This window comes from Kitasatospora sp. HUAS MG31, assembly GCF_040571325.1.
Taxonomy (GTDB): domain Bacteria; phylum Actinomycetota; class Actinomycetes; order Streptomycetales; family Streptomycetaceae; genus Kitasatospora; species Kitasatospora camelliae.
Genome location: NZ_CP159872.1, coordinates 1056240 through 1077966 on the forward strand (window position 1 = coordinate 1056240; position 21727 = coordinate 1077966).

The 21727-nt window shown below is 70.9% G+C and carries 16 protein-coding genes and 2 pseudogenes; 6 read left to right on the forward strand and 12 right to left on the reverse strand.

Translation table 11 applies throughout. The annotated features are described in order from the left end of the window. Positions 1–15 precede the first annotated feature (15 nt). On the reverse strand, positions 16–1290 hold the full coding sequence (locus ABWK59_RS05120; protein WP_420492905.1) for a glycosyl hydrolase family 95 catalytic domain-containing protein: 1275 nt from the start codon (positions 1288–1290) through the stop codon (positions 16–18). A gap of 6 nt (positions 1291–1296) precedes the next feature. Between ABWK59_RS05120 and ABWK59_RS05125 the strand changes: the two genes are divergently transcribed. Beyond that, on the forward strand, positions 1297–2553 hold the full coding sequence (locus tag ABWK59_RS05125; protein ID WP_354644831.1) for an arsenic transporter: 1257 nt from the start codon (positions 1297–1299) through the stop codon (positions 2551–2553). 4 nt (positions 2554–2557) lie between these two features. Beyond that, entirely contained in the window at positions 2558–3043 is a 486-nt protein-coding gene (locus ABWK59_RS05130) for a universal stress protein (protein WP_354638177.1), read from the forward strand. 13 nt (positions 3044–3056) lie between these two features. On the opposite strand, the pseudogene ABWK59_RS05135 reads toward ABWK59_RS05130, so the two are convergent. Beyond that, positions 3057–3196: pseudogene (locus ABWK59_RS05135) on the reverse strand (ABC transporter permease); the annotation flags it as partial. Positions 3197–3429: 233 nt separating this feature from the next. Here ABWK59_RS05135 and ABWK59_RS05140 point away from each other — a divergent pair. From ABWK59_RS05140 to mmsB, 4 genes and pseudogenes are all read left to right on the forward strand, one after another. Then, positions 3430–4125, forward strand: a pseudogene (locus tag ABWK59_RS05140) (FadR/GntR family transcriptional regulator). Positions 4126–4529: 404 nt separating this feature from the next. Then, positions 4530–5618 (forward strand): multiple monosaccharide ABC transporter substrate-binding protein, encoded by a 1089-nt coding sequence (gene chvE / locus ABWK59_RS05145; protein ID WP_354638179.1) that lies wholly within the window; start codon positions 4530–4532, stop codon positions 5616–5618. Positions 5619–5727: 109 nt separating this feature from the next. Beyond that, positions 5728–7275 carry a multiple monosaccharide ABC transporter ATP-binding protein gene (mmsA, locus tag ABWK59_RS05150; protein WP_354638181.1) on the forward strand — a complete coding sequence of 516 codons (1548 nt, stop codon included), beginning with the start codon at positions 5728–5730 and terminating at the stop codon, positions 7273–7275. Positions 7276–7278: 3 nt separating this feature from the next. Next, entirely contained in the window at positions 7279–8532 is a 1254-nt protein-coding gene (gene mmsB / locus ABWK59_RS05155; protein ID WP_354638182.1) for a multiple monosaccharide ABC transporter permease, read from the forward strand. 502 nt (positions 8533–9034) lie between these two features. Here mmsB and ABWK59_RS05160 read toward each other — a convergent pair. The 10 genes from ABWK59_RS05160 to ABWK59_RS05205 form a co-directional block, all read right to left on the reverse strand. Next, positions 9035–9880: an ATP-dependent sacrificial sulfur transferase LarE gene (locus ABWK59_RS05160; protein WP_354638183.1), complete on the reverse strand. Its 846-nt coding sequence runs from the start codon at positions 9878–9880 to the stop codon at positions 9035–9037. Between the two features lie 162 nt (positions 9881–10042). Next, the gene (locus ABWK59_RS05165) at positions 10043–11149 is read right to left on the reverse strand and encodes an aldose epimerase family protein (protein ID WP_354638185.1); all 1107 of its coding nucleotides are present in this window, start codon (positions 11147–11149) and stop codon (positions 10043–10045) included. 72 nt (positions 11150–11221) lie between these two features. Further along, positions 11222–12727, reverse strand: a complete 1506-nt coding sequence (araA, locus tag ABWK59_RS05170) for an L-arabinose isomerase (RefSeq protein ID WP_354638187.1) — start codon at positions 12725–12727, stop codon at positions 11222–11224. Between the two features lie 12 nt (positions 12728–12739). Beyond that, positions 12740–13411: an L-ribulose-5-phosphate 4-epimerase gene (locus ABWK59_RS05175; protein ID WP_354638189.1), complete on the reverse strand. Its 672-nt coding sequence runs from the start codon at positions 13409–13411 to the stop codon at positions 12740–12742. A 2-nt stretch (positions 13412–13413) separates the two neighbouring features. Further along, complete coding sequence (locus tag ABWK59_RS05180; RefSeq protein ID WP_354638191.1) at positions 13414–15105, reverse strand: ribulokinase; 1692 nt, start codon at positions 15103–15105, stop codon at positions 13414–13416. A gap of 283 nt (positions 15106–15388) precedes the next feature. Next, positions 15389–16375 carry a galactofuranose ABC transporter, permease protein YjfF gene (gene yjfF, locus ABWK59_RS05185; RefSeq protein WP_354638193.1) on the reverse strand — a complete coding sequence of 329 codons (987 nt, stop codon included), beginning with the start codon at positions 16373–16375 and terminating at the stop codon, positions 15389–15391. After that, the gene (locus tag ABWK59_RS05190) at positions 16372–17412 is read right to left on the reverse strand and encodes an ABC transporter permease (RefSeq protein WP_354638195.1); all 1041 of its coding nucleotides are present in this window, start codon (positions 17410–17412) and stop codon (positions 16372–16374) included. Before ABWK59_RS05190 ends, yjfF begins: the two co-directional genes overlap by 4 nt. After that, positions 17409–18944, reverse strand: a complete 1536-nt coding sequence (locus tag ABWK59_RS05195; protein WP_354638197.1) for a sugar ABC transporter ATP-binding protein — start codon at positions 18942–18944, stop codon at positions 17409–17411. The genes ABWK59_RS05190 and ABWK59_RS05195 overlap by 4 nt, the downstream gene beginning before the upstream one ends. A gap of 73 nt (positions 18945–19017) precedes the next feature. Further along, the gene (locus ABWK59_RS05200) at positions 19018–19998 is read right to left on the reverse strand and encodes an ABC transporter substrate-binding protein (protein WP_354638200.1); all 981 of its coding nucleotides are present in this window, start codon (positions 19996–19998) and stop codon (positions 19018–19020) included. Between the two features lie 234 nt (positions 19999–20232). Continuing rightward, the gene (locus ABWK59_RS05205) at positions 20233–21222 is read right to left on the reverse strand and encodes a LacI family DNA-binding transcriptional regulator (protein WP_420492906.1); all 990 of its coding nucleotides are present in this window, start codon (positions 21220–21222) and stop codon (positions 20233–20235) included. Between the last annotated feature and the right edge of the window lie 505 nt (positions 21223–21727).

Here is a 21727-nt window from a genome sequence, read left to right on the forward strand (position 1 = left end):
GCTCCGTCCCGCACGTCAGTGTCCGAACCGCCCGGCCGGAAAGGAGAGCCGGTAGTGCACGCCTGCCAGGAGTCCGAAACGCAGCTGTCGCCCGTCGCCCACGACCCGGTCCGGCACCACCTCGCCCCCGGCCGGGCCCGTGACGACCGGTCGGCCGGCGCCCACGGGAAGGTGGATTTCGACCTTCTCGTCCCGTGCGGTCCGCAGGTCCGCGCCGGTCAGCACGCTCTGACGCCAGGTCAGGTCCACCGTGGCGCCACCCCGCGCGCGCAGGCCGCGGACCTCGCCGTCCGGCCAGGACGGCGGCAGGGCGGGCAGCAGCCTCAGGATGCCGTTGTGGCTCTGCAGCAGCATCTCGGCGACGGCGGCGGTGATGCCGAAGTTGCCGTCGATCTGGAAGAGCCGCGGCGGGTGCAGGTCGAAGAGGTTGGGCGCGACGGAGGTGGCGAGCAGGCGCTCGACGGCATGCCCGGCGAGGGCGCCGTCACCGAGCCGGGCGGCCAACGCGGCGACCCAGGCCAGGCTCCAGCCGGTGCCGCCGCCGCCGTGCTCCAGCCGGCGGTCCAGCGCGCGGCGGGCCGGCGCGAGCAGGGTGTCGTCGGTGAGCGGGTCCACGGCACTGCCCGGATAGAGGCCGTACAGGTGGGAGAGGTGGCGGTGTCCGGGGTCCTCCACGGGCATGTCCTCCGCCCACTCCAGCAGGCGCCCGTCGGCACCGAGCGCAGGGGGCCGCAGCCGGGCTCGGACCCGGGCCAGCTCCCGGGCGAGGTCGTGGTCGGTGTCCAGCTCCCGGGCGGCCGCGACGGTGTTGTCGAGCAGCTCGGCGGTCAGCCAGTAGTCCATCGTGCAGCCGGCGGCGACCGCGGCAAGGGTGCCGTCGGCCAGCCGGAAGTGGTGCTCGGGCGAGGTGGACGGGCAGCTGACCAGGGTGCCGTCCGGGGCCTCGACCAGGAGGTGGGTGAGGAAACGGGCGGCCTCGCGCATCACCGGGTAGGCACGCTCGGCGAGGAAGGCGCGGTCGCCGTGGAAGAGGTGGTGGTCCCACAGGTGGGCGGCCCGCCACGATCGACAAACTCTGGTCGAGCCCTCACCAACCCTGTGACCTGCGCATTCTCGATGATGACCCGGTGGTCGCGGAAGCTTCCGTGAGCGTTGACAGAAAGTTTCCGGACCACGGCCCCGCAGCGAGCGGCTACGGCCTGCCCCGAGCGTGTCGCCGAACGGCGATTCCTGCCCGACCGAACCGGTCTGGTTCGATGATTTCCTGATCGTTGCACGTCGAGAAGGGATCGGGTCCTGAGTACGTCGTTCGCCGAGGCGCTGTCCGTCGGCCTGCTGGTGGTGGTACTGGTCTGCGCGGTGGTGCGCCCGTTCGGCTGGCCGGAAGCGGTGGTCGCGGTGCCGGCCGCCGCGCTGGTGGTCGGCACCGGCGCGATCTCCCTCGACCACGCGGCGGAGGAGACGGCGCGGCTGGGCCCGGTGATCGGATTCCTGGCGGCGGTGCTGGTCCTCGCCCAGCTGTGCGACGACGAGGGCCTGTTCCACGCCTGCGGGGCGTGGATGGCCCGGACCTCGGCGGGCCGCCCCGGACGGCTTCTGGTGCAGGTGTTCGCCGCCGCCTCGGTGATCACGGCGGTGCTGAGTCTGGACGCCACCGTGGTGCTGTTGACCCCGGTGGTGTTCGCGACGGCGGCGCGCCTCGGTGCCCGTCCGAAGCCGCACGTCTACGCCTGCACGCACCTCTCGAACACCGCGTCCCTGCTGCTCCCGGTCTCGAACCTGACCAACCTGCTGGCGCTGGCGGCCAGCGGGTTGAGCTTCACCCGGTTCGCCGCGCTGATGGTCCTGCCCTGGCTGGTGGCGATCGGCGTCGAGTACGCGGTCTTCCGCCGTTTCTTCGCCGCAGACCTGGACGCGGGCGCCACGGCGGAGCGCACCGCGGTGGAACCGGAGATGCCGCTGTTCGTGCTGCTGACCATTGCCGGCACCCTGGCGGGTTTCGTGCTCACCTCGGTCGTCGGGATCGACCCCGCGTGGGCGGCACTGGCCGGCGCGCTGGTGCTCGGCGTCCGAGCGCTGGCCCGGCGGCGCACCACACCGCGGGCGGTGCTGCGCGCGGCGAGCGTACCGTTCCTGGCCTTCGTCCTGGCCCTCGGCGTGGTCGTACGGGCGGTCGTCGACAACGGTCTCGCGGACGCGCTCGGCGACCTGGTGCCGACGGGTCACGGTCTGGCGGCCCTGCTCGGGATCGCCGCGCTGGCCGCCGTGCTCGCCAACGTGATCAACAACCTGCCCGCGACGCTGGTGCTGCTCCCGCTCACCGCGCCGGCCGGGCCCGGGGCGGTGCTGGCGGTACTGCTCGGGGTCAACATCGGCCCCAACCTGACCTACGCCGGCTCGCTCGCGACTCTCCTGTGGCGGCGCATCGTCCACGCCCACGACACCGAGGTCGGTCTCGGGGAGTTCACCCGGCTCGGGCTGCTGACCGTGCCTGCTTCCCTGGTCCTGGCGGTGGTGGCACTGTGGGGATCACTTCACGCATTCGGAGTGTGACACCGTGACAGTGGTCGTGTGGATCACCGAGGGCACCTGGCCGGCCTGCGTCGACGCCGCCCGCACCCGTGTCCCGGACGGCGCGGAGATCGTCCTGCTGTACGTCGCGGGGGCGGAGGTCCCGGGCGCCGCACACGGGGCGTTCGCGGGGCTGCTCGGCCGCGGCCACCCGGGCCCGCGGCACCCGGCCGCCGGGTGGGGCAGCGATCCCGGTGACCGGATGGAGGAGCTCGCGTCCGCCACCGGCGAGGAGATGCTGCGGGCCGCCGCCGAGCGCCTGACCCTGCCGTGCACGGTCCGGGTGGCGCACGGCCGGGTCGAACGGGAGGTGGTCGCCGCCGCGGAAGGCACCGAGCTGCTCGTGCTCGCCCGCGACGGCTCCCGCACCCACCGGGGGCCGCACAGCCTCGGCCCGGCGGGCCGGTACGTCGTCGACCACGCCCCGTGCCCCGTCCTGCTGCTCTGGCCCGATCGGGTGCCGGAACGCTAGGCGGAGGGTCTCGGTCCTGCTTCTCGCCGGAGGCGAAGCGGGAGATGGTCAGCGCGCGACGATGATGGTCGCGCCGTTGAGGAACCGGTTCCCCAGCGGCGGCACGCCGGCCGGGGTCCTCACGTCGACCACGAGCTGGAGGGGCACGGCGCCCGCTTCCTCCGGGACGAACCCGATGGCGGCCGCGAGCGCGGCGGGGACCTGTCCGGTGTGCACCGGCCGCCCGACGGTCACCGATCCGGCTCCGAGGCCGGCGCCGCGTCCGGTCTCCCCGTCGTGTGGGAGCTGTGACGAACGCGGGCACGGCTGCCGTACCGAAAGGCCCGGGGGACGACCCCGGGCTGACCTCTAGGCTGCACGAACCGAACCATCAGGAAGGCGGAGCTGTGCCAGTCACCGACGAGGCGATCGAGAAGATCAAGGTCATGATCGTGAGTGGTGAGCTGCGCCCCGGGGCACGGCTTCCCAAGGAGGCCCGATCTCGCGGAGCGGCTCGGACTCTCGCGCAACTCGCTCCGGGAGGCGGTCAAGGCGCTCTCGCTGATCCGGGTGCTCGACGTTCGCCAGGGCGACGGCACGTACGTGACCAGTCTGGAACCCGACGTCCTGCTGGACACGCTCGGGTTCGTCGTCGACTTCCACCAGGACAACACGGTCCTGAGTTCCTGGAGGTTCGCCGCATCCTCGAGCCCGCCGCCACCGCCATGGCCGCGCGCGTGATGTCGGACGAGGAGGTCGCCGCGCTCGGGGAGGTTCTGACAGCGCTGAAGGACGACGCGTCGCTGGAGGAACTCATCGCCAACGATCTGGAGTTCCACCGCAGGATCGCCGCCGGATCGGGCAACACCGTGCTCTGTTCGCTGATCGACGGTGTGTCCGGTCCGACCATGCGAGCGCGGATCTGGCGCGGGCTGACCGAGGAGGGCGCGGTGGAGCGCACCCGTCAGCAGCATCGGGCGATCTCCGAGGCGGTTGCCGGCCGGCGCCCGGACCTCGCCCACGCGTGGGCGACCGTCCATGCCGCCGGGGTCGAGCAGTGGCTCCGCCACACCCTCGGCGAGGCCGGTTCGGCCCTCGGCTGACGTGGCGGAGCGGGTGGCGCCCGTCCGTGGACGGGCGCCACCCGCCGTTCGTCCCGGCTCGGCCGACCTTGCGGCGCGATCCGATTGTTAACGCTAACAATCCAGCGGTCAAGCCCCGCGCGACCCCCTGCCCGTCCACGCCCGCGCGATACCCAACGGTGATCTCAGGGCACTTGACGCGATTTCTGTGAGCGTTAACACTCAGGTAACGCCAGGCCAGAGCGGCACGGTTCGGATCCGCATCCGGGTCCACCCGCCGCCCCGGCCACCCGTACCGATCGAGCACGCCACGGCCCCACCCCACTCCGGCCCACGCGCTCGACCCCCGCTCGACCCGATCCGAGGCCCTGCCGAGGTCGCGCCGATCGCGGCATACCACTGGAGGAATTGTGCGGAAGGTTTCGATGGGCCTCGCTGCTGCGGGCCTCACGTTGACCCTGGCGGCTTGTGGCCAGAGCGCCAACGGCGTGGGCGACGGCGCGAGCAGCGGTGGCGGCGACGCCAAGGGCGGCCTCGTCGGCATCGCGATGCCCACCAAGTCGTCGGAGCGCTGGATCAACGACGGCAACAACATGGTCAAGGAGTTCCAGGCCAAGGGGTACAAGACCGACCTGCAGTACGGCGACAACGTCGTCGAGAACCAGGTCTCGCAGATCGAGAACATGATCACCAAGGGCGCCAAGCTGCTGGTGGTCGCCGCGATCGACGGGTCTTCGCTCACCGACGTCCTCCAGAAGGCCGCCGACGCCCACATCCCGGTGATCTCCTACGACCGGCTGATCCGCGGCACCAAGAACGTCGACTACTACGCGACCTTCGACAACTACAAGGTCGGCGTGCTCCAGGGCGGCTACATCGCCGACAAGCTCGGCCTGAAGGACGGCAAGGGCCCGTTCAACGTGGAACTGTTCGCCGGCTCGCCGGACGACAACAACGCCACCTTCTTCTTCCAGGGCGCGATGAGCGTGCTCAAGCCGTACGTCGACGAGAAGAAGCTGGTCGTCCAGAGCGGACAGACCGGCTTCAACCAGGTGGCCACCCTGCGCTGGGACGGCGGTGTCGCACAGTCCCGGATGGACAACCTGCTGAGCAAGTCCTACACCTCGGCCCGGGTCGACGCGGTGCTCTCCCCCTACGACGGCATCTCGATCGGCATCCTGTCCTCGCTCAAGGGTGTCGGCTACGGCAGCGCGGGCAAGGCGTTGCCGATCGTCACCGGCCAGGACGCCGAACTCGCCTCGGTGAAGTCCGTCATCGCGGGCGAGCAGACCCAGACCGTCTACAAGGACACCCGCGAACTCGCGAAGATCGCGGTGCAGATGGGCAACGCCCTGCTCACCGGCGGCAAGCCCGAGGTCAACGACACCACGCAGTACGACAACGGGGTCAAGGTCGTCCCCGCCTACCTGCTGCAGCCGGTCAGCGTCGACAAGGACAACTACCGGAAGGTGCTGGTCGACGGCGGGCAGTACACCGCCGACCAGCTCAAGTAGCCACCCGGCCCGAACGCAGGGCCGCCCCGAGCCGGGCGCGTGCGGATGGGGCAGCCGACCTGACAGGTTCCCCCACCCGCACCGCCCCCCGTCGAACGGATGCACCACCATGGCCGGACCCGTCCTCGAGATGCGTTCGATCAGCAAGTCCTTCCCCGGTGTCAAGGCGCTCTCCGACGTCAGCCTCAGCGTCGCCCCGGGCGAGGTTCACGCCGTCTGCGGCGAGAACGGCGCCGGGAAGTCCACCCTGATGAAGGTGCTGAGCGGCGTCTACCCGCACGGCTCCTACGAGGGCGAGATCCTGTTCCAGGGCGAGCCCTGCGCCTTCAAGGACATCCGGGCCAGCGAACAGCGCGGCATCGTGATCATCCACCAGGAGCTCGCCCTGGTGCCGTACCTCTCCATCGCCGAGAACATCTTCCTCGGCAACGAGCACGCCACCCGCGGCATCATCAGCTGGCACAAGACCCTCACGCACGCCAAGGAGCTGCTGGGACGCGTCGGCCTGCACGAGAACCCGCACACCCGCGTCGCCGACATCGGCGTGGGCAAGCAGCAGCTGGTCGAGATCGCCAAGGCGCTCGCCAAGGAGGTCAAGCTGCTGATCCTGGACGAGCCCACCGCCGCCCTGAACGACGAGGACAGCCGCAAGCTGCTCGACCTCATCCTGGAGCTCAAGGCCCAGGGCATCTCCTGCATCATCATCTCGCACAAGCTCAACGAGATCGCCCGGGTCGCCGACTCCGTCACCATCCTGCGCGACGGCCGGACCATCGAGACCATCGCCGTCGACGCGGAGGGCGTCTCCGAGGACCGGATCATCCGTGGCATGGTCGGCCGCGACCTGGAGCACCGCTATCCCGAGCGTGCCCCGGAGATCGGCGAGGTGGCCTTCGCGGTCGAGGACTGGGCCGTCCACCACCCGATCGACCACCAGCGCAAGGTGGTCGACGGCGTCTCGATCGACGTCCGGCGCGGCGAGATCGTCGGCATCGCGGGCCTGATGGGCGCGGGCCGGACCGAACTGGCGATGAGCGTCTTCGGCCGCTCGTACGGGCGCTACGCCGGGGGCCGGGTGCTGATGGACGGCAAGGAGGTCCGCACCCGTACCGTCCCCGAGGCGATCGGCCACGGCATCGCCTACGTCACCGAGGACCGCAAGCACTTCGGGCTCAACCTGATGGACGACATCAGCCGCAACATCTCGCTGAGCGCGCTCGGCAAGGTCTCGCGGCGCGGCTGGGTCAACCGGCACGAGGAGACCCGGGTCGCGGAGTCGTTCCGGAAGACCATGAACATCAAGGCCCCGTCGGTGTTCGCGGAGACCGGCAAGCTCAGCGGCGGCAACCAGCAGAAGGTCGTCCTCAGCAAGTGGATCTTCTCCGGGCCACAGGTGCTGATCCTCGACGAACCCACCCGGGGCATCGACATCGGCGCCAAGGCCGAGATCTACACGGTGATCGCCGAACTCGCCGCCCAGGGCAAGGCGGTCCTGGTCATCTCCTCCGAACTGCCCGAGCTGCTCGGCATGTGCGACCGCATCTACACGATGGCCGAGGGCCGGCTCACCGGCGAGGTGGACCGTGCGGACGCGACCCAGGAATCACTCATGCGCCTCATGACCGTGAGCGCGGCAATCGACGACGAGCAGGTGTAAGGCATGGCCCAGACAGAGACCACGGACATCCCGGAGACCACGGCGCCCCCGGCGGGCACGACGGCCGCACAGCCGGAGCGCGGCGGTGTCGGCGCCCTGCTGGTGCAGGCGCTGCGGGGCAACGTCCGGCAGTACGGCATGCTGGTCGCGTTGGCGCTGATCGTCGTGCTGTTCCAGATCTGGACCGACGGCATCCTGCTCCAGCCGCTCAACGTCACCAACCTGATCCAGCAGAACAGTTACATCCTGATCCTCGCGATCGGCATGATGATCGTCATCATCGCCGGCCACATCGACCTCTCGGTGGGTTCGCTGGCCGCCTTCGTCGGCGCGGCGGCCGCGGTGATGATGGTCAGGCACGATGTACCGTGGCCGGTCGCCCTGGTCACCGCGCTTCTGATCGGTGCGGCCGCCGGGGCCTGGCAGGGCTTCTGGATCGCGTACGTCGGCATCCCGTCGTTCATCGTGACTCTGGCAGGCATGCTGCTCTTCCGCGGCGGCACCCAGATCCTGCTGCAGGGCCAGTCGGTGGCGCCCTTCCCCAAGGGCTTCCAGAAGATCAGCAGCGGCTTCCTGCCGGAGGTCGGGCCGAGCACCGACTACCACAACCTGACCCTGCTGCTCGGCCTCGGCGTGCTCGCGCTGGCGGTCCTCCAGGAAGTCCGAGGCCGGCGGCAGGCCGCCGCCTATGGTCTCGACCTGCTCCCGCTGGGCTTCTTCCTCGCCAAGCTCGCCGCCATCACCGCAGCGATGCTGGTCTTCACCCTGCTGCTGGCGAGCTACCACGGCTTCCCGATCGTCCTGCTGATCCTGGGCGTGCTGCTGGTGGCCTTCGGCTACCTGATGCGCAACTCCATCCTGGGCCGCCACACCTATGCGATCGGCGGCAACGAGGCAGCGGCGAAGCTGTCGGGCGTCAAGAGCAAGCGCGTCGTCTTCCTGGCCTTCGTCAACATGGGTGTGCTGGCCGCGCTCGCCGGCATGGTCTTCGCAGCGCGACTCAACGCCGGTACGCCGCAGGCCGGCATCAACTTCGAACTCGAGGCCATCGCCGCCGCGTTCATCGGCGGGGCCTCCGCGTCCGGCGGCGTCGGCACCGTCCTCGGCGCCATCATCGGCGGTCTGGTGCTCGGCGTCCTCAACAACGGCATGTCGCTGGTCGGCATCGGCACCGACTACCAGCAGGTCATCAAGGGTCTGGTGCTGCTGGCGGCGGTCGGCTTCGACGTCTACAACAAGCGCAAGGTCGGTTCCTGACCCCTTCGTCCTGCCCAGCTCCGCGGCGGGACTAGGAGATCGACCACCCTCCGCCCGGCTCCTGGCTTCAGGGGCCGGGCGTTGCCGTCCCTCGGGCAGGAGCCCGTGCTGGAACCCCCGGCCGGCTCGCTGGACCGGCCGAGGGCGAGTGCCCGGTCAGCTCCCGGTACTCCTCGGGCCGCAGTGCCTCGGCCACCTCGGACTCGGTCGGCAACCGGCTGCCGTAGGTCGCGCCCCGTTCGGTGCCGACGGCGGGGCCGCAGGCAGTTGTGCCTGCGGCCCCGCCGTGAGCGATGTTGACGTGGACCGGCCGGCCGTGGCCGCGCAGCTGCCGGTGCGCGGGGACGGGGAGGGGAGGGTGCCCAGGAGCCGTCGTCGAACCGCGGGTCCTGGAAGCCCGTGAACGAGCAGGGCGAGTTCGGTGGCCTGCTGGCCGACGCCGAACAGAACGTCGGAGGCCATTCCGCCGTGGCGCCGACCCGACGACCCCTCGGCTGATCGATCACCCGAGGTCCTGGGGTCGCTCGTGGTCGAGCCGCCCGGAGGCGAAGCCGTCGACCTCGACCGGCGCCGCACCGAACCCGGCCCTCGCCACGGCCTCCGTCAGCGCCACCAGCCCGGACGCCGCCGGCACCGTCGCGGCGTCCAGCTCGACCCGGACGGTGTCCCCGAGGTCGCGCACCCGCAGATGCACGGACCACAGCCCCGCCCGGTCGAGTGCCGCCCGCACGGCCTTCTCCGCCCGGTCGACCCGGGCCAGCCGCTGGCCCGTCACGGGGATGCCGTAACGGATCCGGCTGGCCAGGCAGGGCGTGGCCGGCTTGTCCCAGGTCGACAGGCCCCACAGCCGGCTGACGGCCCGTACGTCCGCCTTGCCGAGGCCGGTGTCGCGCAGCGGGGTCAGGATCGCGCGCTCGCGGCCGGCCCGGATGCCGGGACGGAAGGGGTCCACGGCGTCATCGGCGTTCGTGCCGGTGGCGACCTGCTCGAAGCCGTGCTCGCGGGCCACGGCGGCGATCGTGTCGAGCACTTCGGACGTGCAGAAGTAGCACCGGTCCCGGCTGTTCGCCTGATAGCCCGGGCTGCTCAACTCCTGGGTAGGGGCCGCCACATGTGTCACCCCGAGCGCCTCCGCCACCGCCCGCGCCGCAGTCAGCTCCCCCGCGGCCAGGCTCTCCGACACCCCGGTCACCGCCAGCACCCCGCCCGTCCCGAGCGCCCGCACCCCCGCGGCCACCACCAGGGCGGAGTCGGCCCCGCCCGAGTACGCCACCGCGACCGGCCCCGTCTCCCGCACCGTGGCCAGCAACGCGGCGGCCTTCGCCTCGACCGCGTCATCGCCCGTCATCCCGCTCCTCCCCCGCCCGGTCAGGGCGCTCCTCGGCGAGGGTCCCGGCGATGGCCGGCGAGGTGAGGTCGGCCCATGGACCAGCCACCTTTCCCGGCCCCGGGGGCAGCTCGTCCGTTTCATGTCCGGACACCGGCACGCCTGCCGACCGATGGATCCGGCTCAGCTCCGGTCCACCGAGAAGCGGTAGGCCGTGGTCGAGCGGTACTCCTCCCCCGGGCGCAGGACGGTGGAGGGGTAGGTCGGCTGGTGCGGGGAGTCGGGGAAGTGCTGGGTCTCCAGGGCGATGCCCGCGTACGCCTTGTACGCGCCGCCGCCCGGGCCGGTGAGCGAGCCGTCGAAGTGGTTCCCGGTGTAGATCTGCAGGCCGGGCTCGCTGGTCAGGCACTCCAGCCGCCGTCCGCTGGCCGGGTGGCGCAGGACGGCCACGGTCCTCGGTTCGTCGCCCTCGTGGGGGCGCAGCACCCAGTTGTGGTCGTACCCGCCGCCGGCCAGCAGCAGCTGCGGGTGGCCTGCGGCGATCTGTTCGCCGACCGGGCGGGGCTCGGTGAGGTCGAAGGGGGTGCCGGCCACCGGGGACGGCGGCCCGTACGGGATCAACGCGTCGTCCACAGGGGTGTACTGGTCGGCGTGCACCTGCAGGACGTGGTCGAGGATGGTGCCGTTGCCCTCGCCCGCCAGGTTGACGTAGGCGTGGTTGGTCAGGTTGACCACGGTGGGGGCGTCGGTTGCGGCGGCGTACTCGATCGTGAGCGTTCCCGAAGCATCCAGCAGGTACGTCACACTGACGTCCAGGGCGCCCGGAAAGCCCTGGTCGCCGTCGGGGCTGTGCAGTTCGAGGCGGATGCCGGCGCGGCCAGGCTCGCGTACCTCGGTGGCGTCCCAGAGGCGGGTGTCGAAGCCGTCCGGGCCCCCGTGCAGGGTGTGCCCGTTCGGCTGGGTCGGCAGGCGGTGGACGGTGCCGTCGATCGGCAGTTCCCCGCCGGCGATGCGGTTGGCACAGCGGCCGATCGTGGCCCCGAAGTAGCGGGCCTCTCCCAGCAGGTCGGCCACGCTCGCCCCGCCGAGCACGATGTTCACTCGCCGCCCGTCCCGGTCCGGGGCATGGACGGCCTGCAGACGGGCGCCGAGGTTGAGCACCTCGGCCGTCACGGCGTCCTGGGACCCGAACACCCAGCGGTCGATCTCCCGCCCGTCGGCGAAGGTCGCGTACGGCTCGCGGCGGATCGTCACGCCTTCGCCGCCGGCACGGTTCGGTGTGTCGGTCATGAGGTGGTACCAACCCCAAACGGAGAAACGGGCGGCGCCCGGTTCAGGACGCCGCCCCACGGACGGTTGCCGTCAGAAGCCCTGCGCCAGGCGGTGATAGGCCTGGTTCCAGCGGATCTCCTTGGTGAACTGGCGGATCGTGGTGTCCGCGTCGATGACCAGCAGCTCGGTGCCGAGGATGTCGGCGAGGTCGCTCAGTTCCTCGGCGCCGATCGCGCTCGACAGGACGGTGTGGTGCGGCGCACCGGCCGTGAGCCACGCCTCGGTGGATGTGCGCAGGTTCGGGCGCGGCTGCCAGACGGCGCGGGCGACCGGGAGGTTCGGCAGCGGCTCGGCGGGCGCGACCACGTCGATCTCGTTGGCGACCAGGCGGAACCGGTCGCCCATGTCGGCCAGGCCGACGACCACGGCCGGCCCGGTCTGGGCGTCGAAGACGAGGCGGACGGGGTCCTCACGGCCGCCGATGCCCAGCGCGTGGATCTCGCAGGACGGCACACCTGCCGAGATGGTCGGGCAGACCTCCAGCATGTGCGCGCCGAGAATCAGCTCCATCCCGGGCTCGAGGTGGTAGGTGTAGTCCTCCATGAAGGAGGTGCCGCCGGGCAGGCCGGTGGACATCACCTTGAGCGTGCGCAGCAGGACGGAGGTCTTCCAGTCGCCCTCGCCGCCGAAGCCGTAGCCGTCGGCCATCAGCCGCTGGACCGCCAGGCCGGGCAGCTGGCGCAGGCCGCCGAGGTCCTCGAAGTTCGTGGTGAAGGCGTGGAAGCCGCCGTCGGTCAGGAAGCCGCGGAGCCCGAGTTCGATCCGCGCGGCGTAACGCAGCGAGTCGTGGCGGTCGCCGCCGGCGCGGAGTTCGGGAGCGACCCGGAAGGTCTCCTCGTACTCCTTGACCAGTTCGGTCACGTCGGCGTCGGTGCTCGCGTCGACGGCCTCGACCAGGTCGTTGACACCGTAGGTGTTCACCGAGACGCCGAAGCGGAGTTGGGCCTCGACCTTGTCGCCCTCGGTCACGGCGACGTCGCGCATGTTGTCGCCGAAGCGGGCGAGCCTGAGGCTGCGGAGCTCGGCCTGTCCGGCTGCGGCCCGGGTCCAGGAGGCGATCCGGGCGGCGACCGACGGGTCGGTGACGTGTCCGGCGACGGTCTTGCGGGCGACACCGAGGCGGGACTGGATGTAGCCGAACTCGCGGTCGCCGTGCGCCGCCTGGTTCAGGTTCATGAAGTCCATGTCGATGGACGCCCAGGGCAGGGCGAGGTTGGCCTGGGTGTGCAGGTGGAGCAGCGGCTTTCGCAGCGCGTCCAGGCCGGCGATCCACATCTTGGCCGGGGAGAAGGTGTGCATCCAGGCGATCAGGCCGATGCAGGCGTCGTCCGAGTTGGCGTCCAGGCAGATCCGCCGGATCGCGCCGGCGTCGGTGAGCACGGGCTTCCAGACGACCCGGACGGGGATGCCGGAGTCGTCGTCCAGCGCGCCCGCGATCTGCCGGGACTGGTCGGCCACCTGGCGCAGCGTGTCGTCACCGTAAAGGCCCTGACTGCCGGTCAGGAACCAGACCTCGCGGCCCTCGATCGACTTCATGGGGTGATCTCCTTAGCGGGCAGCGGGCTGCTGGCCGTACACGGTCTGGTAGCGGTGGTTGAGCCGGTCGACGTCGCCCTGCGCGATCGGCACGGGTTCGCCGAGCTGGCGGGAGATGTGGACGGTACGGGCGACGTCCTCGCACATCACGGCGGCCTTGACGGCAGCCGTGGCGTCCTTGCCGAGGGTGAAGACGCCGTGGTTCTTCATCAGGACGGCGGGCGAGCGGTGGCCCTGGAGCGTCTCCACGATGCCCCGGCCGATGGAGTCGTCGCCGATCAGGGCGAACGGGCCGACCGGGATCTCGGCGCCGAACTCGTCGGCCATGGCGGTGAGTACGCAGGGTACGGCCTCGCCGCGTGCGGCCCAGGCGCAGGCGTACGTGGAGTGGGTGTGCACCACTCCCCCGACCTCGGGCAGGTGCCGGTAGACGTAGGCGTGCGCGGCGGTGTCGGAGGACGGGGAGTGCTCCCCCTCGACGACCTTGCCGTCCAGATCGCAGAGGATCATGTTCTCGGGTGTCAGTTCGTCGTACGGGACACCGCTGGGCTTGATCACCAGCAGGTCCTCGCCGGGGACGCGGGCGGAGACGTTGCCGGCCGTCCAGACGACGAGGTTGTAGCGCACCAGTTCCTGGTGCAGGTCGCTGACCTGGCGGCGCAGCAGGTCGATCGGGGACGTCATGGTCAGACCTCGCTCTTCTGGGAGAGGGCGGCGTTGCGCAGTCGGCGCAGGCGGTGCAGCTGCTTGTCGGGGCCCGTTCCGAAGTGCTCGTGCAGGAGGCGGTACTCGGCGTAGAGCTCGTCGTAGGCGTCGGCGCGGGCGGTGTCCGGCTGGTAGGCGCCGTGCTGCACCCGTCCCATGGCTGTGGCGGCCGTCCGGACGTCCGGGTGGGCGCCGGCGGCGACGGCGGCGTGGATGGCGGAGCCGAGTGCCGGGCCCTGGGCCGATTCGGCGAGCGAGACGGGCCGGCGCAGCACGTCGGCGTAGATCTGCATCAGCAGGGCGTTCTTCTTGAGCCCGCCGGTGACGATGAACTCGGTGACGGGGACGCCGCCCTGTTCCAGGGCGTCGACGATGGTGCGGGTGCCGTAGGCGGTGGCCTCCAGCAGGGCGCGGTAGATCTCCTCGGGGCGGGTGGCGAGGGTGAGGCCGACGATGACGCCGGAGAGGTGGTGGTCGACCAGGGTGGAGCGGTTGCCGTTCATCCAGTCGAGGGCGATCAGGCCGTGGCCGCCGACCGGCTGGTCGGCGATCTTCCGGGTGAGCAGCTGGTGCAGGTCCTCGCCGGTGGCCTCGGCCTCGGCGAGGTAGTCGGCGGGTACGCCTTGCCGCAGCCACCAGGCGAAGATGTCGCCGACGGCGCTCTGGCCGGCCTCGTAGCCGTAGGCTCCCTCGACGATGCCGCCGTCGACGACTCCGCAGATGCCGGGGACGTCGGCGAGGGTGGCGCCGTTGACGACGTGGCAGGTGGAGGTGCCCATGATGGCGAGGAGTCGGCCGTTCTCGACGGCCCGGGCGGCGGGGGCGGCGACGTGGGCGTCGACGTTGCCGGTGGCGACGGCGATGCCCTCGGGCAGGCCGGTCCAGGCGGCGGCCTCCGGGGTGAGCGAGCCGGCCCGGGAGCCGAGGGGCGAGAGCGGGTGCTCGAGCCGGGTGCGGGCGAAGTCGGCGAAGTCGGGGTGCAGGGCGGCGAGGTAGTCCTCGCCGGGGTAGCGGCCGTCCTGGTGGATGCCCTTGTAGCCGGCGGTGCAGGTGTTACGGGTCTCGACGCCCGCGAGCTGCCAGACGATCCAGTCGGCGGCTTCGATCCAGCGCTCGGTGTGGGCGTAGACGGCCGGGTCCTCCTCCAGCACCTGGAGTGCCTTGGCGTACTGCCACTCGGCGGAGATCCGGCCGCCGTACCGCGAGATCCACTTCTCGGCGCGCAGGTGGGCGAGGTGGTTGATCCGGTCGGCCTGGTCCTGGGCGGCGTGGTGCTTCCAGAGCTTGGGCCAGGCGTGCGGACGCTCGCCCAGTGCGGTCTCGGCGAGGGGGGTGCCGTCGGCCCGTACGGGCAGGACCGTGCAGGCGGTGAAGTCGGTGGCGATGCCGATCACGGAGGCCGGGTCGACACCGCTCGCGGCGACGGCGGCGGGGACGGCCGTGCGCAGCACTTCGCGCCAGTCCTCGGGGTGCTGCAGGGCCCAGTCGGGCGGCAGGACCTCGCCGGTGGTGGGGAGTTCGCGCTCGATGACGCCGTGCGGGTACGTGTGGACGGCGGAGCCGACCTCCTCGCCGTCGCGTACGCGGACCACCACGGCGCGGCCGGAGAGCGTGCCGAAGTCGACACCGACGACGTAGCTCTCCGCGTCCTGGGAGGGAGGAGTCACGGTCACGTTCACATCCTTCGTACGGAGCTGGTGCGCTGATGCCGGCCGCCGGACCACCGCGGCACTGCGGAGGTCCGGCGACCGGCCCTGTTCCGCCGCCTCTCCCACCTGAGGTGCGGAACGGATGCCGCCGGCCGGGCGGAAGCGGGAGCGTCAGCGCGGCCGGCGGAGTGGGTGGCCGCCGCGGGAGGGATCCCGGGCGAGCGCGCACTGTGATTGTTAGCGCTAACAATTGGCCTGTCAAGACCGCCGGGAACGGCTCGGCCGTCAGACGGTCGGAACCGGCTTCTCAGGCCTTGCGGCGCCCGGCGATCAGCCGCTGGAGCAGGATGAAGACGAGCAGCAGGCCGCCGATCACGATCCTGGTCCACCAGGAGCTGAGGGTGCCCTGGAAGCTGATGAGGGTCTGGATCAGCCCCAGCACCAGCACCCCCAGCACGGTACCCAGCAGGTAGCCGGAGCCGCCCGTCAGCAGCGTCCCGCCGATCACCACCGCGGCGATCGCGTCCAGCTCCAGGCCCACGGCGTGCGACCCGTAGCCCGAGAGCATGTAGAAGGTCAGCAGCACGCCCCCGAGCGCCGAGCAGAATCCGCTGATCGCATAGACCGCGATCTTCGTCCGACCGACGGGGAGGCCCATCAGCAGCGCGGACTGCTCGCTGCCCCCGAGCGCGTACACGTTCCGTCCGAGCCGGGTGTGGTGCAGCACCACGAAGGCGACCGCCAGCACGCCCACCGCGATCAGGACGCTCGGCGAGACGAACAGGTCGCCGGGCAGCGGGATCCGGGTCTGCGCGAAGGCCGTGTAGGTCGGGTCGGTGATCGAGATCGAATCGATGCTGATGGTGTAGCAGAGCCCGCGGGCCAGGAACATGCCGGCCAGGGTCACGATGAACGGCTGGATCTCGAAGGAGTGGATCACCCACCCCATCGCGAACCCGGCACCCGTCCCGACGGCCAGCACCAGGGGGATCACCAGCACCGGCGGCCAGCCGTGCTGCTCCACCAGCCAGGCGGAGATCATCGTGGACAGCGCCACCATCGCGCCGACCGACAGGTCGATCCCGCCGGCCAGGACCACGAAGGTCATCCCGACCGCGACGACCAGCAGGAAGGCGTTGTCGATCAGCAGATTGAGCAGCACCTGCCCGGAGAGGAAGCCGTCGTACTGGGCCGAACCGACGCCGAACATCGAGACCAGCAGGACGGACGTGACCAGCAACGGTAGGTACTCACGGCCACGTCGGACAGTGCCGGCCAGGACGTTCGAGGTCATGCCTCCGCCTCCTCGGGCTTCAGCGGCTGCGGCCGCGGGGGGTGCTTGACCGGCGACCGCCGGCGGGCGGCCTTCGCACGGAAGGCGGGTGACTGGATCAGGCACACCGCGATCACCACGAAGGCCTTGAAGACCAGCGTGGTCTCGGGCGGGATGCCGATGGTGTAGACGGTGGTGGACAGGGTCTGGATGATCAGCGCGCCGATCACCGTGCCGCCGAGCGAGAACCTCCCACCGGTCAACGAGGTGCCACCGACCACCACCGCCAGGATGGCGTCCAGCTCGATCCAGAGCCCTGCGTTGTTGCCGTCCGCACTGGAGACGTTGGAGCTGATCATCAGCCCGGCGACGGCCGCGCAGAGCGCGCTGAAGGCGTACACCAGGCCGATCAGACCCGTCGCCCGGATGCCGACCAGCCGGCTGGCCACCGGATTCCCGCCGACCGACTCCAGCAGCAGCCCGAGGGCCGTACGCCGGGTCAGCAACGAGGTCAGCAGGACCACCGCTCCCGCGAGCAGCACCGCGAACGGCACCGCGAGCCAGTAGCCGCCACCGATCAGCTTGTACGGATCACTGGTGACGGTGATGATCTGACCATCCGTCACCAGCTGGGCGACGCCGCGCCCGGCCACCATCAGGATCAGGGTGGCGATGATCGGCTGGACGCCGGCCCTGGCCACCAGCATGCCGTTGGCCACCCCCAGCACCAGGGCCACGCCCAGCGCGATCGCGACCGCGCCGAACACCGCGCCCGGGCTCGCCGGGTCCGCCGCCTCGCTGATGTGCAGGCAGGCCAGCGCTCCGGCGATGGCGACGGTGGAGCCGACCGAGAGGTCGATGCCACCGGTGGCGATCACCAGGGTCATGCCCAGAGCCACCAGGATCAGTGGAGCGCCGAAGTGCAGGATGTCGACCAGGCTCCCGTACAGGTGCCCGTCCTTGATCCGGACCGCGAGGAAGTCCGGAGTGAACGCCAGGTTGGCCAGCAGCAGTGCCGCAAGGACGACGGCCGGCCAGAAGAGGCGGTGCTTGGTCATGACCGGGCTCCGCTCGCGATCGTCGCCATGATGCGCTCGGGGGTGAGTGAGCCATCGTTGGGCAGCTCGGCCACCAGCCGGCGGTCCCGCAGCACTCCCACCCGGTGGCTCAGCCGCAGCACCTCCTCCAGCTCGGCCGAGATGAACAGCACCGACATGCCGGCACCGGCCAACTCGGCCACCAGCTTCTGGATTTCGGCCTTGGCGCCGATGTCGATGCCGCGGGTCGGCTCGTCCAGGACGAGCAGCTTGGGGTCGGTGATCAACCAGCGGGCCAGGAGCACCTTCTGCTGGTTGCCGCCACTGAGATCGCGTACCGGCGCCTCGGGGTTGTCGGGGCGGATGCCCAGCACCCGGATCCAGCGCAGGGCGATCTCGTCCTGCTTGGTACGGGAGAGCGGCCGCGTCCACCCCCGGGCCGCCTGCAGGGCGAGGATGATGTTCTCCCGCACCGTCAACTCGCCGATCAGACCCTCGGTCTTGCGGTCCTCCGAGCAGAAGGCGATGCCGTACGAGATCGCGGCACGCGGCGTGCGCAGCGTGGCGGCGGCGCCCTCGATCCGTACCGAGCCCTGGGTGCTCTGGTCGGCACCGAAGAGCAGCCGGGCCGCCTCCGTCCGCCCCGAGCCCAACAGGCCGGCCAGGCCCACGACTTCACCTGGACGAATGGTCAGGTCGTACGGCTCGATCGCGCCGCTGCGGGCCAGGCCGTCGGCGCGCAGGAACGGGGTGGTGCCGGCCGGAGCGGCCGGCTCACGCCGGGTGCTGCCGGACAGCTCCTCCAGGTTCGCCAGTTCGCCGCCGATCATACGGGCGACCAGGTCGACCTGCCGGAGTTCGCCGGTCAGGTATTCCCCTTCCAGGCGGCCGTTGCGCAGGACGGTCATCCGGTCGCAGATCTCGTAGATCTGGTCCAGGAAGTGCGAGACGAACAGGATCGCCACGCCCTGGTCGCGCAAGCGCCGCATCACGGCGAACAGTTGCCGCACCTCGTCCCGGTCCAGACTGGAGGTCGGCTCGTCAAGGATCAGCACCTTGGCCGAGACGTCCACCGCCCGCACGATCGCGACCAGCTGTTGGACGGCTATCGAGTAGCTGTTCAGCGGGGCGGTGACATCGATGTCCAGGTCGAGGTCGGCGACCAACTCGGCCGCGCGACGGGTCGTTTCGGACCAGTGGATGAGGCCGTACCGGCGCGGCTCGCGACCGATGAAGATGTTCTCCGCGACCGACAGGTTCGGGCAGAGGTTCACCTCCTGGTAGACCGTGCTGATCCCGGCCAGCTGCGCCTGCAGCGGCCCGGCGATGGACACGGGCCGTCCGTCCAGGAGGACCTCGCCGCCGTCCGACCCGTAAACGCCGGTGAGGACCTTGATCAGAGTGGACTTCCCCGCCCCGTTCTCGCCCATCAGCGCGTGCACCTCGCCGGGGAAGAGCCGGAAGTCGACCCCGTCCAGTGCCACCACGCCCGGGAACTCCTTGCGGATCCCGTGCACTTCCAGGACCGGTTGCTGTGCGCTCCGCGCCGGCATCCGCCCCTCCTCTCATGGTCGGGACCGGGGGCGCCCGGCTCGGGGAGCCTGGCGCCGCCGGTCACCGGGCCGGTCAGTACTGGCGGGTCGGCAGGGCGGCCGCGGCCTGGTCCTGGGTGAACACGCCCTCCTCGGTCTTGATCCGCTTGGGCACCTGCTGGCCGGACTTGACCTTCTTGACCAGGTCCATCAGCTGGTCGCCGAGGAGCGGGTTGCACTCGACATCGACGTTGATCTTGCCCTGGCTCATCGCGGTGAAGGCGTCCTTGACCCCGTCGACCGAGATGATCTTGATGTCGGTTCCGGGCTTCCTGCCGGCCTCCTCGATGGCCTGAATGGCGCCGAGGGCCATGTCGTCGTTGTGCGCATACAGCACGTCGATCTTCGGCTGGGACTTCAGGAAGGCCTGCATGACCTCCTTGCCCTTGGCCCGGGTGAAGTCACCGGTCTGGGAGGCCACGATCTTGAACTTGGCATCGGCCTTGATGACGTCGGTGAACCCGGACTTGCGGTCGTTGGCCGGCGCGGAGCCGGTGGTGCCCTGCAGCTCCACGATGTTCACGGCGTCGGCCTTGCCCTGGTACTGCTTCACCAGCCAGTCGCCGGCCTTCCTGCCCTCCTCCACGAAGTCCGAGCCGAGGAAGGAGACGTAGAGCGAGTCGTCCTTGGAGTCCACCGCGCGGTCGGTGAGGATCACCGGGATGTGCGCGTCCTTGGCCTCCTTGAGGACGGTGTCCCAGCCGGATTCGACCACCGGCGAGAAGGCGATGACGTCCACCTTCTGCTGGATGAACGAGCGGATCGCCTTGATCTGGTTCTCCTGCTTCTGCTGGGCGTCGGAGAACTTCAGGGTGATCCCGGCCTTCTTCGCCGCATCCTGTACGGACTTGGTGTTGGCGGTGCGCCAACCGCTCTCCGCACCGACCTGCGAGAAACCCACGGTGAGCTTGCGACCGGAGTCCTTGCCGTCGGCCGAGCCGCTGCCGGAACCACAGGCGGACAGGACGACGACCATCGCGCCGGCGACCAGGGACGCCGCGACCCTCTTGGACATCTTGGGATTTCCTCTCGAGTGGGGGCGCCGTCCCGCGGGGCGACAGCACCCGGTCCGGCGTGGTTCGGGAGCACCGCCGTCCGGGTCGGGTGGACGGGAGGCGGCGCCGCCGTTTCGCTCTTGGGAGATTGTTAGCGCTCACAATTCACCCGACAAGAGGCCGGATGCGCCGTTACCCAATCTTGATCTCCTGCGTCCCGACCCGGTGACTCGGTTGGTGGTGAGCCGAGTTGACTACCGGCGGACGGCCGGACCGGTGCTGCGGCGCAGCACCGTCTCCGGCGAGACCAGCACGTGGCTGCGGGCGTGGCCGACCCCGGCCAGTTCCTCGACCAGCAGCTCCAGGGCCCGGCGGCCGAGCTCACCGAAGTCCTGGCGCACGGTGGTCAGGGGCGGGGCGAAGTACGCGGCCTCGGGGATGTCGTCGAAGCCCACCACGCTGATGTCGCCGGGAATCGACCGGCCCGCCTCGTGGAGCGCGCGCAGCAGGCCCAGGGCCATGTGGTCATTGGCGCAGAACACGGCGGTGACCTCGCGGTCCTCGGCGATCCGCAGCCCCGCCTCGTACCCCGAACGGGCGCTCCAGTCGCCGCTCTGGACCTGGGGCACCCGGGCGCCGGCCGCCTCCAGCGCCTTGCGCCAGCCCTCCTCGCGGGTCTTGGTCTCCAGCCAGCCCGACGGCCCGGCCACATGGTGCACCGTGGCGTGCTCCAGGTCGAGCAGGTGGCGGGTGACGGCCAGCGCGCCGGCCTCGTTGTCGACCGCGACCATCGGCACTCGGGAGCGGCTGCCCGACCCGACCGCCACCAGCGGCACCGCGCTGGAGACCTTCGCCACCGCGCTCACCGCCGAGATCTGCGGCGCGATGACGACGATGCCCTCCACGCCCTGGTCACGCAGCCGGTCCACCGCCTCCTGGACGGACCGGCTGTCCAGCGAGCGCAGGCTCGCCACGCTGACGAAGTACCCCGCGCTGCGGGCCGCCTGTTCGATGCCGTCCAGCATCGAGGCGGGCCCGTAGAGCGCACTGCCGAAGCTGACCACTCCAAGGGTCTGCGAGCGCCGGGTGACCAGCGCCCGGGCCGCCGAGTTGGGACGGTAGTCCAGCTCACGGATGGCGGCGAGCACCCGATCACGGGTGTCGGGCCGGACGTGCGGCGCACCGTTCAGCACACGCGACACCGTCTGGTGGGACACTCCTGCGACCCGCGCCACGTCCGCCATCACCGGCTGACGCGGTTCCGGCTCGGTGCTTGCAGTTCCCACGCGGGCCCCTTCATCGGTCTCATAGGTGCCGCGGCTCGGTGCCACGGCACCGAACCACGGCCCTGGGTCGGCGTCCCAGCCGGTGACGCAGAGCTGGACTGGCACTACGACTTTCTCACGTGTGCTCCCGAGAGTGTATTTGTTCGCGATCACATGACAAGGCCCTGGCGACCCGGGGGCGAGCCACCGGCGCCGAAGTCTCCCGACCGGCCGGAGCCGGCCCGGCTGCGGGCGGAGAACGCCCACCTGACCTGGACCGGGACGAGTGACAGGCGGATCGGGAGCTGCGGCGGGCGGCCTCGTCCTTCCCCCGGAACTGCGGGGACCCCGCCGCAGGAAGAGCGACGCCCACGGACTCCTGGAACCGTCCCGCCGACCGGGCCGGTCGCCACTCCGTCGCCGCGCCCGGCACCCCTCTTCCGCGCGACGGCGGCGGTCGACCACGACCGGCGGGGATGCGGGC

What these genes read in the sequence shown, in the direction of transcription:
- ABWK59_RS05160 (WP_354638183.1), bottom strand. Translation starts at nt 9,880, where the DNA reads ATGACGGGCGATGACGCGGTCGAGGCGAAGGCCGCCGCGTTGCTGGCC.
- mmsB (WP_354638182.1), top strand. Translation starts at nt 7,279, where the DNA reads ATGGCCCAGACAGAGACCACGGACATCCCGGAGACCACGGCGCCCCCG.
- ABWK59_RS05205 (WP_420492906.1), bottom strand. Translation starts at nt 21,222, where the DNA reads ATGGCGGACGTGGCGCGGGTCGCAGGAGTGTCCCACCAGACGGTGTCG.
- ABWK59_RS05195 (WP_354638197.1), bottom strand. Translation starts at nt 18,944, where the DNA reads ATGCCGGCGCGGAGCGCACAGCAACCGGTCCTGGAAGTGCACGGGATC.
- yjfF (WP_354638193.1), bottom strand. Translation starts at nt 16,375, where the DNA reads ATGACCTCGAACGTCCTGGCCGGCACTGTCCGACGTGGCCGTGAGTAC.
- ABWK59_RS05200 (WP_354638200.1), bottom strand. Translation starts at nt 19,998, where the DNA reads ATGTCCAAGAGGGTCGCGGCGTCCCTGGTCGCCGGCGCGATGGTCGTC.
- araA (WP_354638187.1), bottom strand. Translation starts at nt 12,727, where the DNA reads ATGAAGTCGATCGAGGGCCGCGAGGTCTGGTTCCTGACCGGCAGTCAG.
- chvE (WP_354638179.1), top strand. Translation starts at nt 4,530, where the DNA reads ATGGGCCTCGCTGCTGCGGGCCTCACGTTGACCCTGGCGGCTTGTGGC.
- mmsA (WP_354638181.1), top strand. Translation starts at nt 5,728, where the DNA reads ATGGCCGGACCCGTCCTCGAGATGCGTTCGATCAGCAAGTCCTTCCCC.
- ABWK59_RS05165 (WP_354638185.1), bottom strand. Translation starts at nt 11,149, where the DNA reads ATGACCGACACACCGAACCGTGCCGGCGGCGAAGGCGTGACGATCCGC.
- ABWK59_RS05175 (WP_354638189.1), bottom strand. Translation starts at nt 13,411, where the DNA reads ATGACGTCCCCGATCGACCTGCTGCGCCGCCAGGTCAGCGACCTGCAC.
- ABWK59_RS05190 (WP_354638195.1), bottom strand. Translation starts at nt 17,412, where the DNA reads ATGACCAAGCACCGCCTCTTCTGGCCGGCCGTCGTCCTTGCGGCACTG.